Source organism: Shewanella kaireitica (genome assembly GCF_023284045.1).
In the GTDB taxonomy this organism is placed as follows: Bacteria; Pseudomonadota; Gammaproteobacteria; order Enterobacterales; family Shewanellaceae; genus Shewanella; species Shewanella kaireitica.
Map to the genome: position 1 here is coordinate 229830 of NZ_JAKIKQ010000004.1, position 16084 is coordinate 245913.

Annotated in this window: 12 protein-coding genes; 6 read left to right on the top strand and 6 right to left on the bottom strand. The window is 43.8% G+C overall.

Going from position 1 to position 16084, the window contains the following annotated elements; genetic code table 11:
• Positions 1-587: 587 nt before the first annotated feature.
• From L2730_RS08115 to cydX, 3 genes are read left to right on the top strand one after another with little or no spacing between them, the layout of a single operon-like run.
• A complete protein-coding gene (locus L2730_RS08115; RefSeq protein WP_248974122.1) occupies positions 588-2144 on the top strand; it encodes a cytochrome ubiquinol oxidase subunit I in 1557 nt (518 codons plus the stop codon).
• Between the two features lie 15 nt (positions 2145-2159).
• A complete protein-coding gene (cydB, locus tag L2730_RS08120) occupies positions 2160-3299 on the top strand; it encodes a cytochrome d ubiquinol oxidase subunit II (protein ID WP_248974123.1) in 1140 nt (379 codons plus the stop codon).
• Positions 3300-3313: 14 nt separating this feature from the next.
• Positions 3314-3430, top strand: a complete 117-nt coding sequence (cydX, locus tag L2730_RS08125; protein ID WP_248974124.1) for a cytochrome bd-I oxidase subunit CydX — start codon at positions 3314-3316, stop codon at positions 3428-3430.
• Positions 3431-3801: 371 nt separating this feature from the next.
• Here the strand turns inward: cydX and L2730_RS08130 are convergent, their stop codons facing one another.
• The 4 genes from L2730_RS08130 to L2730_RS08145 all read right to left on the bottom strand — a co-directional run bounded on the left by L2730_RS08130 (position 3802) and on the right by L2730_RS08145 (position 10743).
• On the bottom strand, positions 3802-4095 hold the full coding sequence (locus tag L2730_RS08130; RefSeq protein ID WP_248974125.1) for a hypothetical protein: 294 nt from the start codon (positions 4093-4095) through the stop codon (positions 3802-3804).
• A 191-nt stretch (positions 4096-4286) separates the two neighbouring features.
• The gene (locus tag L2730_RS08135) at positions 4287-6290 is read right to left on the bottom strand and encodes a methyl-accepting chemotaxis protein (protein ID WP_248974126.1); all 2004 of its coding nucleotides are present in this window, start codon (positions 6288-6290) and stop codon (positions 4287-4289) included.
• A 245-nt stretch (positions 6291-6535) separates the two neighbouring features.
• Positions 6536-9625 carry an efflux RND transporter permease subunit gene (locus L2730_RS08140; RefSeq protein ID WP_248974127.1) on the bottom strand — a complete coding sequence of 1030 codons (3090 nt, stop codon included), beginning with the start codon at positions 9623-9625 and terminating at the stop codon, positions 6536-6538.
• Positions 9626-9630: 5 nt separating this feature from the next.
• On the bottom strand, positions 9631-10743 hold the full coding sequence (locus L2730_RS08145) for an efflux RND transporter periplasmic adaptor subunit (protein WP_248974128.1): 1113 nt from the start codon (positions 10741-10743) through the stop codon (positions 9631-9633).
• Between the two features lie 163 nt (positions 10744-10906).
• Between L2730_RS08145 and L2730_RS08150 the strand changes: the two genes are divergently transcribed.
• Both L2730_RS08150 and L2730_RS08155 read left to right on the top strand, forming a co-directional pair.
• Positions 10907-11521: a TetR/AcrR family transcriptional regulator gene (locus L2730_RS08150; RefSeq protein ID WP_428848445.1), complete on the top strand. Its 615-nt coding sequence runs from the start codon at positions 10907-10909 to the stop codon at positions 11519-11521.
• A gap of 109 nt (positions 11522-11630) precedes the next feature.
• Positions 11631-12515, top strand: a complete 885-nt coding sequence (locus tag L2730_RS08155; protein WP_248974130.1) for a TonB-dependent receptor — start codon at positions 11631-11633, stop codon at positions 12513-12515.
• 21 nt (positions 12516-12536) lie between these two features.
• Here L2730_RS08155 and L2730_RS08160 read toward each other — a convergent pair whose 3' ends face one another.
• A complete protein-coding gene (locus L2730_RS08160) occupies positions 12537-13097 on the bottom strand; it encodes a chalcone isomerase family protein (RefSeq protein ID WP_248974131.1) in 561 nt (186 codons plus the stop codon).
• A gap of 21 nt (positions 13098-13118) precedes the next feature.
• Entirely contained in the window at positions 13119-13598 is a 480-nt protein-coding gene (locus L2730_RS08165; protein WP_248974132.1) for a DUF2947 domain-containing protein, read from the bottom strand.
• 497 nt (positions 13599-14095) lie between these two features.
• Here L2730_RS08165 and L2730_RS08170 point away from each other — a divergent pair, with 497 nt between their 5' ends.
• A complete protein-coding gene (locus tag L2730_RS08170) occupies positions 14096-16078 on the top strand; it encodes a methyl-accepting chemotaxis protein (protein ID WP_248974133.1) in 1983 nt (660 codons plus the stop codon).
• Positions 16079-16084: the final 6 nt, after the last annotated feature.

The window sequence follows — 16084 nt, forward strand, 5'->3', positions numbered from 1 at the left end:
AGTTGTTGTTGTTTATGGCGCTTGTGTTTTGGTGGTATTGTTCTGACGGTATTTAGGGTTAATTAAATTCAGGGTTAAATTGATAATAAATTGTTAAATGTGATTTTAATGTCAATACTTACTGTAAGCGCTTAAAAATAAGAGTTTATGAGTGTGGCGATGCTTCCCTATCATGGGTTTGATATGCTGTCAACGATGGAGTGGTTGGATTTGTGTGCTCCCCCTCAAAACCCATTCAAAGCAAATGCATTGATTGATTTGAATCAATTTTGAATGGTATAAATTCACTACTGGAAGCCCCTGCTATGTATTGCAAGTAACTGATATTACTTATTTGTTATCAAAATACTTACCTGAATGGGATGGTGGTCACAATAATTGCTTTTATTGAGATGTTACGCTGCAGCTTGTCAGTATTTTTGGCTTTAAATTACACAAATTATGAATTAAACAACGAAACGTAGCCAAGTAGGCCTTTTTTGAAGAAGAGGGCTTAAGTGTCTGCATTAATATTCCTATATAGGCAGTTATGATTGTTGATGGGGATCTAACAATAATAATTGGACGCACCACCTAAGGAGTCACAAATGATTTTAGAAGAGGTTGTTGAGCTGTCGCGCTTTCAGTTTGCGATGACGGCCATGTATCACTTCCTATTTGTTCCCTTGACCTTGGGGTTAGCATTTTTGCTAGCCATTATGGAATCACTTTATGTGATGACCAATAAGCAGATCTATAAAGATATGACCAAGTTCTGGGGTAAGTTATTCGGTATCAACTTTGCACTCGGCGTAGCAACAGGTTTGGCGATGGAGTTCCAGTTCGGTACGAACTGGTCTTACTATTCGCATTACGTCGGTGACATTTTTGGTGCACCACTTGCGATTGAAGGTCTGATGGCTTTCTTCCTCGAATCGACGTTAGTCGGTATGTTCTTCTTTGGTTGGGATCGCTTTAGCAAACGCCAGCATCTAGCAGTAACTTGGTTGGTCGCGCTAGGCTCAAACATGTCAGCACTGTGGATCTTGGTTGCTAACGGTTGGATGCAAAACCCAGTCGGCAGTACCTTTAATTACGAAACCATGCGTATGGAAATGGTCAGCTGGGGTGAAGTGCTATTTAACCCTGTTGCCCAAGTTAAGTTTGTTCATACCGTCGCATCGGGTTATGTGGCTGGGGCAATGTTTGTATTGGCTATTAGTGCCTACTACATCCTTAAGAAGCGTGACTTACCTTTTGCACGTCGCTCATTCGCAATTGCAGCAAGTTTTGGTATGGCGTCAATCCTGTCTGTTATCGTTCTTGGTGATGAATCAGGCTATAAAGTCGGTGAAGTACAGCGTGTTAAGCTCGCTGCAATTGAAGCTGAATGGCACACTGAGCCAGCTCCAGCAGCATTTACAGCAGTTGGTTTCCCTAATCAGGAAACACAGCACACCGATTATGCAATCAAAATTCCTTACGCTATGGGGATCATTGCAACCCGCTCTCTAGATGAAGAAGTGACAGGGATTAAAGACTTAATTGATGAGCATGAAGTGCGTATTCGTAATGGTATGGTGGCCTATGGCTTGCTTGAAAAATTACGTTCGGGCGATGAGTCAGCAGAAACTCGCGCAGCATTTGATGCGGCTAAAGATGATTTAGGCTATGGCTTATTGCTTAAGCGTTACACTGACAAGGTGGTAGATGCGACAGAAGAGCAGATAAAAGCGGCGGCTGACGATTCGATTCCTAACGTAGCACCTATGTTCTGGACCTTCCGCGTGATGGTTGGTGCGGGCGTCATCATGTTATTTGTATTTGCAGCCGCCTTCTGGCAGAGCACACGTCACCGTATTGAAGAGAAGAAGTGGGTACTTAAAGCAGCGCTTTATAGCCTACCTTTGCCTTGGATTGCGATTGAGTGTGGTTGGTTTGTAGCGGAGTATGGCCGTCAACCATGGACGATTTCAGAAGTGTTACCAACATTTATGTCAGCATCTAGTTTGTCGGTCAGTGACTTAATGTTCAGTATCATCTCTATTACCGTATTCTATTCAATCTTGTTAGTGATAGAGCTTTATCTGATGATCAAGTTTGCTCGTATCGGTCCTAGTTGTTTGAAGACTGGTCGTTATCACTTTGAAAAGCTTGATGCCTAAACTGGAGATCTGATTATGTTTGATTATGAAATGTTAAGATTTATCTGGTGGGCGCTAGTTGGTGTTCTGCTCATCGGGTTCGCTGTCACTGACGGCTTTGATATGGGTGTAGGTGCATTGTTACCGATTATTGGTAAGGATGATACTGAGCGTCGTATCATGATTAACTCTATTGCGCCTCACTGGGATGGTAACCAAGTTTGGTTGATCACTGGTGCCGGTGCACTGTTTGCCGCATGGCCGACAGTATATGCGGTTTCGTTTTCAGGTTTTTATATCGCAATGATGTTGGTTCTATTTGCGTTATTCCTAAGACCTGTTGGTTTTGACTACCGCTCGAAGATTGAAGATCCAAGATGGCGTAAAGCTTGGGATTGGGCACTGTTTGTTGGTGGTTTTGTACCACCACTGATTATCGGTGTTGCGTTTGGTAACTTGCTACAAGGGGTTCCGTTTAATTTCGATGAGTACCTTAGAGCGACGTACCATGGCGGTTTCTTTGGTCTATTGAATCCATTTGGTCTGTTAGCTGGTTTAGTCTGTGTCAGCATGTTTATGTTGCAAGGTTCTACTTGGTTACAAATGAAAACCGAAGGTGAGCTCCGAGTTCGCGCCACTAAGATGTCGCAACTGCTAGCGGTGTTGCTATTCGTTTTCTTTGGCGCGGCAGGTCTGTGGTTAATCAACGGCATTGATGGTTATGTGATTACTTCAGCTATCGATACTTATGGTGCATCGGATCCAACTCTTAAGACGGTTGCCGTAGAAGCGGGTGCATGGTTAGTTAACTATGATAAGTACCCTGTGACTATGCTGTTCCCTGTACTTGGTCTGCTAATGCCAATTTTGGTGCTGCTATCAAGCCGTATGAACCGCTCTGGTTTTGCGTTCTTCTTTAGCTCATTAGGTATTGCGGCGGTTATTTTGACTTGTGGCGCAGCAATGTTCCCATTCGTTATGCCATCGTCACTAGACCCGAATGTAAGCTTAACAATGTGGGACGCAACGGCGAGTGAAGTATCACTTACTGTGATGACCTGGGCAGCAATCATCTTTGTGCCAATTGTATTAAGCTACACTGTTTGGACTTATCTGAAGATGTTTGGTCGCTTATCTCGTGACTTTATTGAAAAGAATAAGACCTCACTCTACTAATAGGAGCCTAAATTATGTGGTATTTCGCTTGGATTTTAGGCGTATTGTTAGCCTGTTCTTTTGGTATTATCAACGCACTTTGGCTTGAAAATACTGAAAATATGGATCGTGAAACTGAGAGTGAAGATTAATATCTAACTCAAAGACGCACAGATTAAGCCCCGCAATAGCGGGGCTTTTTGTTTGCTATGGTTTTACTCTAAAATAATACCAATCAGTATAAAGATTTGATCGCTCAGCGAGAATTTAGCGGCTTTGAGGTAAGGCAATGAGTTAAGCACATAGTTATTCTACGTTCAAGTTCATAACGCAGCATCAAAGCCACTAAAGCTCGCCTGTATGGAGTGTTTTTGGCTTCCTACTTCTGCGTTGAATAAACTCATAAGGGAGTAACCATTGTATCATTTATCCGCCTTGAATTAGCTAGCCAAAAACACTCTGAGTAGATCAACTTCTTATACTGATTGGTATAAGTCGATTCTTTGGGCTTTTATCCATGAAGTTAGAAGCAGTTAAAACGTAACGTCTGCAAAACGATTCCAGTCGCTGTGATGAATATGCCAAGATAAGTTAAGTTTAGATGGCTTTTAGGTGAGAGTAACAGTGGTTTCATGGTACTGCTTAGCGTCAGTTTTAAAGAGATAAAGAACGTCTTTGGCAATAAGCCTGCACAAAATAGCATGACAGAAGCACCTATATGAACCAACAGACTATTGAATTTAAGATCGGCGTTGAGGTAGTTATAACTTGCTGTGCTGACAAGGATAAAGCTGGCGCTCCAGCAGAATATGGTCACTAATATCCCCGTGCTACTTGAAGATGCTGGATTAAGTGGATATTTTACTTTGAAAGGTGTGGAGAAATGCTTGATAGCTGTCGGCAGTTATTCAAAAGAAAAGGCAACAGAAACGATGCTGTTGCCTTTAGCCTGCAGGCGATGCATATAGCCCTTGGTTATAGGGTGATTAGAGGGCTAGTAGCAATACGCTAGGCCTTAAATACACTAATCTTTTGTTTAATATCATCAGCGATTATCGCTAGATCTTCCGCTGAATTGACTGTGTCACCTGAGCGTTGCTCGCCATCTCTTGCAAGTTCGGTTATTTGATGAAGGTTGCGAGTGATCTCTTCTGCAACAGCGCTTTGTTGCTCGGTAGCACTAGCTATACTGCTTGAGGCTGTTGCCAGCTCACCAATGCTTTCGGTTATCGTGATTAATAGCTCTGTAGCTTCTTTACCCTGTATTGCTGAGCGATCACCAAGTTCGTTGCTCTGGTTCATTTGACTGGCTGTCGCTTTTACTTGAGATTGCAACTGAGCAATCGTTTGCGATATTTCAGAGGTCGACGTTTGAGTGCGTTGGGCTAACGTACGCACTTCATCAGCAACAACCGCAAAACCACGACCTTGTTCACCCGCGCGAGCGGCTTCAATAGCGGCATTGAGTGCCAGTAAGTTCGTTTGCTCGGCAATGCTATTAATGACTTCTGTGACCTGGCTAATGGCGATACTTTCTTTACTAACAAGTTCGACACTTGTATGGCTGGTTGCTAACTGCTGGCTCAGTGCTTCTAAGCCATGTAATAGCTGCTCTAAGTGTTGCTTACCATCTTGGCTCGCGACATCAACTTGCTGGCTCATGTTTGCGCCTTCACTTGCATGATTCGCGACATCACGAACAGATGCTGACATCTCTTCAATAGCGGTCGCTATTTGATCGGTTTGTGCCATTAACGCCTGCGACTCTTCGCCATTTAATCTTGCTGTTTCTTGAGTTTGGATCGAATGCGCTTGCAAAGAGGTCACTGATTGCTGCAGCGAAATAATTAACTCTCTTAAGTTTGTCGCCATGCGAGACGCACTTTGGGTGATCTGATCGACCTCATTTTTTGAATTTGGATCCGTTTTAGCAAAAGACTGCGAAAGATCGCCTTTGCCCAAGTTGTCTAACTGCACTTCCAACGCTCTAAGAGGTTTTAGTGTTCTCAGTAGGATTAATGACAGTAGGAGGGTTATTACCAGCAAGCCAATAATACTCACGGTAACATTAATGGTTAGTAGCTGGCCGCTCTCTTCGTTAAGCTCTTTCATCGGTACTTGACCAACGAGTGCCCAGTTCCAACCTGGAATATTAACAGTATAAGCGTAGGACATCGCGCCATTATTATTGTGGTACTCAAATGATCCTTTATCCATTAACGCCTGTTCAACAGTGATCCCGTTAAGCACCTGGCTGTTGATTTCAATACCGACCTCATTTCCCGGATGTGCCACGATAGTATTGTCTGATTTACGTATAATTAGGAAGCTACCTGACTCTTCTAGCCGTAAACTGTTGGTTGCCTGACGTAGCTGTGTTAACGAGGCACTGATATCAAAACCGATATAGAGAATCCCAATTACTTCGCCAGAGACGCTTTTTATTGGACGGTACACAGTCATGTAGTCTTTACCAAAGAGGCGAGCGTATCCCTCATAGACTTGCCCTTTAAGCAATGTAGCGTAACCCGGATGGCTTTTCCCTAGATGGGTGCCGAGCGCTCGCTTGCCATCAGCCTTTTTCAAAGAGGTTGCGATACGCATAAAATCATCGCCATCCCTTACAAATACCGTTGCGTTACCGCCTGTTAGCTTTGAATAACGATCGACTTTACTCTTAGAGGAGTTGATCTGCTCTCGTTCATGAACAAGTGCAGGGGTTGCTTTGCCCATGACTCGAACCGTTCTATCAGGCTTATGAAAGTTACCTGGATACATGGCTCTAAAGACATCGGCATTACGGTGAGCAAGCGCTAATAAGCTGTCGTATTGCAGCTCGATTAGATCAGCCGTGCCATGCATTTGTGCTTGCAGTGCAGTTTCTGCTTTTTCTGTTAGCACATTTGAGGCTGACATGTAGGAGATGCTGCCCAATATACCGAAAACGATAATAGTGAGAATAAATGCGACCAATCCGATCTGTTTGGCTACTGGCCAGTTTTTATAATTCATAACGGCTTCTAGTTATAGTTAGAAAGTAGCGCTTAATTTAATCGAATTTACAGACAATAAATTTGATATAGGTCTATTAGTTATCGAATTTAGCGCTAAATGCTAATAATTAGTTTTCTGTAGCAATTAATTTTTCGTAACTTATTAATTTATCGAATGTATATCAGCAGGGTGTAATGTAAGGAAGCCCTCTGATGAGAGGGCTTTGTGTTGAAATATTGTTAGCGTTTAATCTGCAATTGGTATTAAGTTAGCGCAATAGTGTCTAAGGTGTGTGGTTGTTTATCACCCGCGTCTTTTTGGGGGCGCATGATTAAATGGTACATAGTTGGCACCCATACTAACGATAGCAGCGTTGTTAGCAGTGTTCCGCCTGCAATTGCGATTGCGAAGGGGGGCCAGAATCCGCCGCCAGCGATAATCAATGGCAGGAAGCCACCTATAGTGGTAATGGTGGTAGAACCGATATGACGGCCGCAGCTGGTGACAAGATCAACAATCACATTGGTATCACCTTCTCGAGCGACAGGAACCTCCTCTAGCTCAGCTAAAATGACAATCGCAGCATTAATTGCAAGTCCCATCAATCCAAGTAGGCCGATAATGACGGTAAAACCGAACGGGTAACCAAAAGCATAGACGGCAAGTAATCCAAGCCCAGCCGATTGCATCGCGCTAAACAGTATTATGCCGGTAAGTCTAAATGAGTTGAATGACAACACCACGGTGGCAAAGAGTAGCGTGACTACTAACACGAGATTGGACATCAAATTGCCGACCGCTTCATTACGTTTTGCACTTTCTCCGCCGATCTCAATGCGATAGCCGCCAGGCAACGCAATAGCATCTAGCTTCCCTTTAGCGCGTTCGAGTACTTCTTGTGGCAAGACGCCGCTGGTGATGTAGGCCTCAATCGTGTTGACTCTTTGACCGTCTCTGCGCGGTATTGCCCCGCGGCTAACTTCAATCTTGTTGCTGGATATGGCGGATAATGGAATACCATTACCATTGCCCGACACCAACATTAATCCAGATAGTTTTGTTTGCTCTTCGCGGGTACTGTCGTACAACCGTACTCTAATAGGTAGAGATTCCGTTTGCTCTAAAATACTGCCACCGTTAATGCCGGTGGTGGCCATTTCAACTTGCTTGGCGATATCTGTTAATGACAAGCCGCTCATCAAGCTTGCATCTTCATTGACCTGTAACCAAACCTTAGGCGCGCCTGCACTTAAAGTGGCGCGAGTGTGGATAACGTCAGTGGTGTCACTGAGCACCTTTCTTACTTGCTCACCGAGTAATTTCAGCTGGTCGAGGTTAGGGCCAAAAATTCGCAGCTCTACCGGAGCATTAAATGGCGGTCCTTGTTCAAGCTTTCTGACAATGACTTGTGCTTGTGGGAAGGCGATGTCGAGTGATTCTTGCAGCTGAGGAATGAGCCTATTTGCAGTATCAAAGTCACTGACCTTTACCATGGCTTGGGCATAATGACTGGCGCCTTGCTGACGCTGGAGCAAGTTGTAGTAAAAAGAGGGCGCATTACCGCCAATCACCCAATCTATACGGGTTATACCGTCTGTTTTTCTTAGCTCCTTGTCCATCAGCTCCACTTGAATTCGAGTATTGTCGACACTGACATGGGGCGCTAAATAAACTTCAATTTGGAACATATCTCTATCTGAAGGCGGAAAGAATTGCTCGGTCATCTTGCCTGCGGCAATAAAGCCCATAATGGGTAGAATACCGATGACAACGGCTGATAGCAGTGGACGAGATAGTGCAAAGGATAAACTGCGTTTAAAGGCGTTACTCAATATGGGCAGTTTAATACCATGGTGGTACCAGTGTGTCCCGTTTCCATCGACACCAAAGCGGCCCGCAAGTCCAGCGATAATAGTGTGAGAGATTATAAATGAGCCGAGCAGGGCAAACATGACTGATATCGCGATACCACCAACGAATTCACCCGCAGCGCCAGGCATCAATACAATCGGCGCGAAAGCTAACATGGTGGTAATGGTGGAACCTGCCAGTGGTAGCCACAAATGCTCTAGTGTCTCTTTCACGGCGCGAATTCTGTCTTGCCCTTGCTGGCGTCGTTGAGAAATCGCATCCACAATAACAATGGCGTTATCGACCATGATCCCAAGAGCCACCACCAAGCCTGTCACTGACATTTGATGGATCGGTAAGCCAATATACTTCATACAGGCGAGGGTGAAGAGTGCGGTGAGTGGTAATGAAAGAGAGACAATAACCGCATTTCTGAGGCCAAGGGTTAACATTAGTACCGCAAGAATTATCACAAAGCCCAGTAGCAGGCTACCGACTAATCCGCTCAGTCTGTCTGTGGTGTAATGCTCTTGGTCAAATAACCATTCAATTTCAATATTGGCGGGGATCCCAGCTTGCATCTCATCGACAACAAGACGCACTTTTTCAAGCCAAAGATCGACGCGTGTATTGTTAAGCATACGGGCTGCCACCATCACCCCTTGTTGTTGCTCAACCAAGGCAATGCTGGTGGCTGGCATTTTAGGTTGCCTGCTAATGGCTGCAATATCGCCTAAACGAATGATTTGGCCACTGTTGGTGACTTTTAAAGGTACCTCCCTAACACGTGCTATGGAGTCAAGTTCGCCTGAGACTTCTACCAGCGCACGAAAATTATTGTTGTTAATCTCGCCAGCGGCTACTTTCGCGTCAGCGTTCTGCAATATTTGAGCGATTCCTTTGGGAGTCAGTTGCAGTTGATTAACCTTATGACCATCTAGCTGAACCAAAATCTCTTCAGTGGGTTGCCCATAAAGTTTGACAAAATTGGTACCATTTAGCAGCCTAAGTCGACTTTGAAGCTCTTTTGCATAACGGTTTAACATATCGGTGCGCACAGCGCCTTCGCCACGCCAAGCAATGCCCAGAATAGCGGTATTGGCGTAGCCGACTTTATCATCGAGAATAGCGTTTTGGGCTGAGGTTGGCAGTAGACCTTTTGCATCAGAGAGCATATCGCGCGCTCGGGACCAAACTGGCGCTGTTTCTAGCACATTATCTTTAAGCTCAAGTTGGATCACCGAGATCCCAGGTCGAGATGTGGACTGCACCAGCTTTAGCTCTTCTAGGCGGCGTAGTTCACTTTCGAGTACTTCGGTGACCAGTGCTTCAACACGTTCTGCAGAGGCGCCAGGGTAGTGAGTGATAACAGAAGCGAAGCGGTTGGTAATATCGGGATCTTCCATACGTGGAAGGCTAGATATTGCCCCTAGGCCAGCAACTAATAACAGTGCGATGACCAAGCTAATTAAGCGGCCATTTTCAACTAATGCCTTAACCATTTCGACTACCTCGTTGCTAAGCTAGTTTGGCGAGTGACTATTTGTCCAGCAACTAACTTGTGTAAGCCTTGGTCGACATAGGTTTCGTTGGCACTGATAGCACCATTGATAAAGGCTTTGTCTTTTGAGGTATAAATGATCTCGACATCTCTGCGCTCGACCCTATCACGCTGCTCACTATCTTGGGTTATGACATAAATGTTCCATAGTCCACGCACGCCATCTGTCAGCGCTGATATTGGCACCCAATAACCAGCAGTCTCAATATTGTGTTGATAACTGAAATAACTGAGTTCACCATTGATGACGTCCGCATCTTTCGGCAGCGTCACCCGAAGTTCTACTGTACGGGTAACCGGATCTAACTCGGCGCCTATACCGGCAATTATGCCTTGGTAGAACTTATCTCTAACGCGTAAATTAACGGTTTTTCCACTGTTTAAGCTGTTTGACACAGCAACAGGAACGCCAATATAGGCCTGTACATTGTCGTGCTCAATCAGGGTAAATACTGGGCTGCCTACACTAATTACTTCACCAAGATTATGGCGGCGCTTACTAATACTGCCGCTAAAGGGCGCTAGCAGAGCTGATTTTTGTATTTTGAGTTGATTGGCTTGGAATGAAGCGGTAAGGCGACTTTTTGCTGCCAATAAGCTGTTAAGCTGGCCCTTTTGTTCGTCGAGTTGTTGCTCTGAAGCGTAGCCCTGTTTTTTTAATTTTAAGCTTCTGTTTAAGGTTGCAGTCGCTAAGTCTAGATCGGCCTTATTTTGTGCAAGGCTGGCGTTGAGCTCTCTCTTTTCCGCTTGCAACAATCGAGTGTCTAATTGCGCTAACAATTGGCCTTTGGCGACATTGTCGCCACTGTCGACCAACAATTCATTAATCTTCCCTGCTAACTCAAAACCCACGCCAGTGGTGTTTCCTGCACGGATAGTGCCTGAAAATTCTTGCGAGTAAGGGTAAGAAGATTCGGCCACTAATTCACTACTACTCACGGATTGATAACTCGGGGCATCTAAGACTGCAACAGGAGCATCTTGGCATGCAGTTAAAAAGCTAACAGCAACTATGCTTGCGATAAGCCTACGACGAGTTAAAACTCTCATAATATCCATTTTATAAAATCCGTTTGAGTTAAGTTAATGGTTAACACAGCGTAAAGGAAACGTTAAACTAGACTGTCTAGTCTATTTTGTAAGAACTAGACTGTCCAGTCCATTTTGTGATTAAATAGCTTAACTGATATTTTTCAGCAGCCTAAAAAGAGCGTAAATGCCAATGAATACTCCAGTGATGAGCCGTAGCGAGCAAAAAAGAGACCAAATTTTACTTGCAGCCAAAGAGCTTTTTTGTGAACAAGGCTTTCCGAATACCAGTATGGATGAGGTGGCGAAGCTTGCTGGGGTGTCTAAGCAAACTGTGTACTCTCATTTTGGCTGTAAAGATGACTTGTTTGTGGCATCGATAGAATCCAAATGCATTATGCATGGGGTTAACGATGAAATGTTGGCCGATCCATCGACACCGGAAACCACTTTAGCCATGTTTGCTAAACACTTTGGCGAGGTGATCACCAGTCCTGAAGCGATTACCGTGTTTAAAGCCTGTGTGTCGCAGGCTGATACTCATCCAGAGATCTCCAAATTATTTTATAGTGCAGGCCCTGAGAACATATTGGGCTTGTTAAGTGACTATTTTATTAAGGTGGCTGAATTAGGGAATTACCAGTTTGATAATCCTCACCATTGTGCTGTTCGCTTTTGCTTATTGATGTTTGGTGAGATGCGAATGAAACAGGAGTTAGGCCTCGATATTACTGAACTATTGGCTGATAGAGAGGAATATCTTAGTGGTAGCGTTGAAATGTTCTTAAGTGCTTATAAGATAGATTAAGTTTTAACTTTTCTTTCTGTTACAAAGTGATCCTATTTTCATTAACAAACGTAAGTTAGAGTCAGAATAATAATTATAGATTGTCCTCTTTTCCGCTAATGGAGTTAGCATGCAAATAAAACCGATATTAATAACCTCAATGGTTCTCTCCACTATGGGGTTTTCGTCATATGTACATGCCAAACCGGGCAAACAGTATTCACCATTAAGTGTTAGCGTATCTCGAATAGCGACAGGCACTGCGTCTGTGGGTGAGCAAGGCAACGAATTACAGCGTGATCAGTGGATGTTTGATCTGAAAACGGGCATGCCACTGAATAAGCAGTGGATGATTGGCGCAAAGCTCGGTTACGACAACCTAGATTATGACTGGTCATCTACCAGTATTGGCAGTCAACAGACTTGGGACAAGATTGAACGGTACCGCGCCAGTGTTTCTTTGTCCTACCGACCTGATGAACATTGGATGTTCATGTTAGCCCCTAAGATCCAGTACGCTGCGTCAGACAATGCATCATTGAGCAACGCGCAAAGTTATGGTGCATTTCTATCAGCCATGTACCGTTTTGGTTCCGGCAATATGATTGGGTTTGGTGTCGGTTACCTTAATGATATTGATGAGGTTAGAACGGTGCCATTTATCGCTGTTAACTGGCAAATTACCGAAAAGCTTAAGTTAGGTAATCCATTCTCTGCTGGGTTTAGTGGCCCAGCAGGTCTTGAATTGAGCTACGCCATGAACCCCGACTGGGATTTCGGTGTAGGGACATCTAAAAGAACCAATCGCTTTTTGATAGCAGATGATGAAGAGACAGCTGAAATAGATGAATGGGTTAGTTTTGCACGCGTCGGTTGGAAGGTTAACTCATCATTCAGCGTTAACGGGTATGCGGGTTACTTCTTTAATGGAGAACTTGAATTGAATCCGCAAAATAGTAAAGAAGAGATTGAAAACCAAGGCGCATTGGCCTTGGATCTCACTTACAAATTCTAAACCTGTTCCGTTTAAAAGATATTACTTGCCCAACATCGCTTTCTTTAAGCTTTTTTGGGCAGGTTCATCACCTAGCCATATCTTTAATAATGCTTGACGAAACGGCTCGCTAGTAATGGTTGCTTGAGCGGTACCATTTTTAAATGCAGTAACCCCAAGCTCCTTACTTGCTAACAGGGTAAACTGATCGCCCTCAACGATTTCGTCGCTGAATAATCCCATAAACTGGTCTATTTGATTTTGGATTGGTGCGGTATTGCCATCAGTTGCATCATCAAAACCTTCGTTAATCGCATCGGCCATTTTCTCGGCAGTGATCATCCCTGAAGTAATGTTCAATCTTACGGCTGCACTGTCGGCCGACAAAACGGCAGCGGTGTTATCGAGAGTTTGGGGAAGATATAGGCTGCCTACATAGAGATCGATAAAAAACTTACTGCGAACACCGGCGCCATTGAATACCAGTGTTTGTTCGTTCAGCGTCACAGAGTCTTCAAGTTGAACACCTGATACCTCTTTAGCTTGCAAGCTAAGGGGGAGAAGCAGCGCTGCAGCAAGCGCTATTCTAGAAACAAATTTCATAATAACCTCAAAGTCGATGTGTTAGCCGCGAGAGCCAAGCTTGTATTGGCCGCTCTGTAAAAACATGATTGCTTGCTTTTGCTTAGGTGAAATGAGCAATGGACCATCATCAAAAAACAGGAAGCACTTCCAGTTCCTTGCAAATACGTCCCAACGTGTTTCAATGACTTGGTATTTCTCATAGCAAAAGTAAACTTTAGCAGCATCTTGCCAGTCAATGTGCAGCGCTATCGGCTCTGGAAGAGCGGCTTCTTCACTGTCCCAGGCACTCTGCCAGTGCTCTGTATCGTTCCAAGCACTATCTTTAGCGGCCCAATCGCCCTTACCAAATTGCTCTGCATAACTGCTTTTATTGCTTATCCACTTATTCCAGACTTCCATAGAGGCTTTTTGAGATAAGGGCTTAATTAGTGCTTTATCTTCATCGGTAACCGGTAAGTCTTTGTGGTTGAAAATCCACTTACGTTTGTATTGTTCTAACGGAATATAGGTGTCTGACACACGACCTCTCTGTTGAATTTATTTTGCTAAACATGCAGTGCTCGACATTATATACGCAAACTGACTATAGGGGCATACAGGAGCTCGTATTTTAATTGCTGTAAGAACCACAGTGAATATTCAGAAAATAGAAATTTGTCATCGATATTGTTTCCGTATAAAAATGTCAAAGAAGCATAAATAGTCGATTAACACTATAATTTGAAAGGGTATTCGCCCTGACAGTCAACAGCTAAATACTCTGCTGAAGCAGACTATTTAGCCCAAGTTTAGAGTAAGTTCCTTTCAAATCTCATTTTGACTTTATAAAGGGCTCATTTTTTTTACATTTACCACTGTTGGTCTACTTTTTTGGTGACACAAGTTACAATACCGCATTATTGGATACAATGTGCAAGATTACGTTCTGTTGTATTGCACATTATTCTTTTGCTTTCCATGTACTTCTATTTGCATGAAAATCAATTGATTAAAAAGGGATAATTAAAAATACGCCTATGACATTAAAATACAAATTACTCTATTCGTTTGTTTTATTGGGAATGGTTCCCGCCGCCATCATCGCTTTTTTTTCCCTGTATATCGCCAGTAGCAGCATTGAAGAGCAAGCTTATGATCAGTTAACTTCAATGAGAGAGATAAAGAAAAATCAGTTGGAAGATTACTTCCTGCAAACTCGAAAAGATCTCGCCTTAATAAATAACGTATGGTCGGATAATCTGAAACTGGATTCAGAGCTAAGACCTGAATTATTGGCACAGTTGAAACATGGTTTCTTTGAGTCTTTTATCAGAGAGTATAACTACTACGATCTATTCATTATTGATAAATCTGGCGAGGTATTTTATACCGTTGCAAAGGAGTCTGACTATAAAACCAATCTAAAAACTGGCCCTTACAGTCAGTCTGGTTTAGGGCGATTATTCCACAGAGTGAGTCAGAGTAAAAAGATAGAGATAGAAGATTTTGCACCTTATGCCCCCAGTAATGACCAACCCGCGAGCTTTATCGCCGAGCCTATAGAGGTTAACGGTAAGGTGATCGGGGTGATTGCTCTGCAATTATCTATCGAAAAAATAAATCAAATTATGCAATTTCGTCAGGGAATGGGCGATACCGGTGAAACCTATCTTGTTGGCGATGATTTCAAGATGCGTTCAGACTCTTTCTTGGATCCTATTGGCCACTCCGTTATAGCAAGTTTTGCGGGAAATGTGCGCGATAATGGCGTACAAACTGAGGCGGTTAACGCAGGACTTAGGGGGCAGTCGAGTACCGATATCGTTATCGATTATAACGGTAATCCAGTTTTATCATCGTACACTCCAATGGAGTTTCTTGGCTTATCTTGGGTGTTATTGGCAGAAATTGATGAGTCAGAAGCTTTTGCTGCTTTAAACCATTTGCAAACTATCATCACTATTATCTGCTTATTAACAGTTGCAGGGATCATTTTGGTGACATTTTTTATCGCAAAATCGATACTTAAACCAATAGGAGGGGAGCCCGCAGAGATGGAATCCCTAACTCGAAAAATTGCAGAGGGCGACTTGACGACTCACTTTAATAGCAGTGCTAACCGCACTGGTGTTTACGCGTCGATGGTTTCAATGACGCAGAGCTTGACTCGAATGATGGGCTCTTTGACTCATGTCACCTCTGAGCTATCTAGCGCTGCAGAGCAAACCAGTAGCACCAGTGTGCAAGCTAGTGCTAGCTTACAAGAGCAGCAAGCGAGCATTGAAACAGTCTCATCTGCTATGTATGAGATGTCAGAAACCATCGAAAGTGTTTCAGCAAATGCTCGTTCAGTGGCTGACTTGTCAAATAACGCCACAGAGACATCAAAGCTTGCCAGCCACAATGTTAGCAATACGATTGCAGAACTTCATGAGTTAGTCGATGAGGTGGGAACCGCCACAGAAGTCATTGCAGAGATTGAATCAAAAAGCCAAGGCATAGGCTCAATTTTGGAAGTTATTAGAGGGATCTCTGAGCAAACCAATCTATTGGCGCTCAATGCCGCTATTGAAGCTGCCAGGGCTGGTGAGCAAGGACGAGGATTTGCCGTCGTCGCCGATGAAGTCCGTCAATTGGCGCAGAAAACACAACTCTCTACCGCTGATATAGAAGAGATGATCGCACAACTTCAGTTAGATACACAAAATGCCGTCGCGGTGATGAAGCAAAGCAGCGAACACACTCAAAAGACGATTCAAGCTGCCGCTAGCAGCAAAGAGTCTATCCAGCTTGCAATGGAAGAGATGGTCAGTATCTCTGCCAATGCAGAGCAGATTGCAGCAGCCACAGGCCAGCAATCATTAGCTGCACAGGAGATAAGCCAAAGTATTACGGCAATTAACGATACCGCGGCGCAAAATGCAGCGGGTTCTGAGCAAGTTGCGGCCGCGAGTGAACATATCGATCAGCTTTCAAAGCAACTAAGCTCGTTAACCGCGCAGTTTAAATTGAAAGGCTAACGTTGA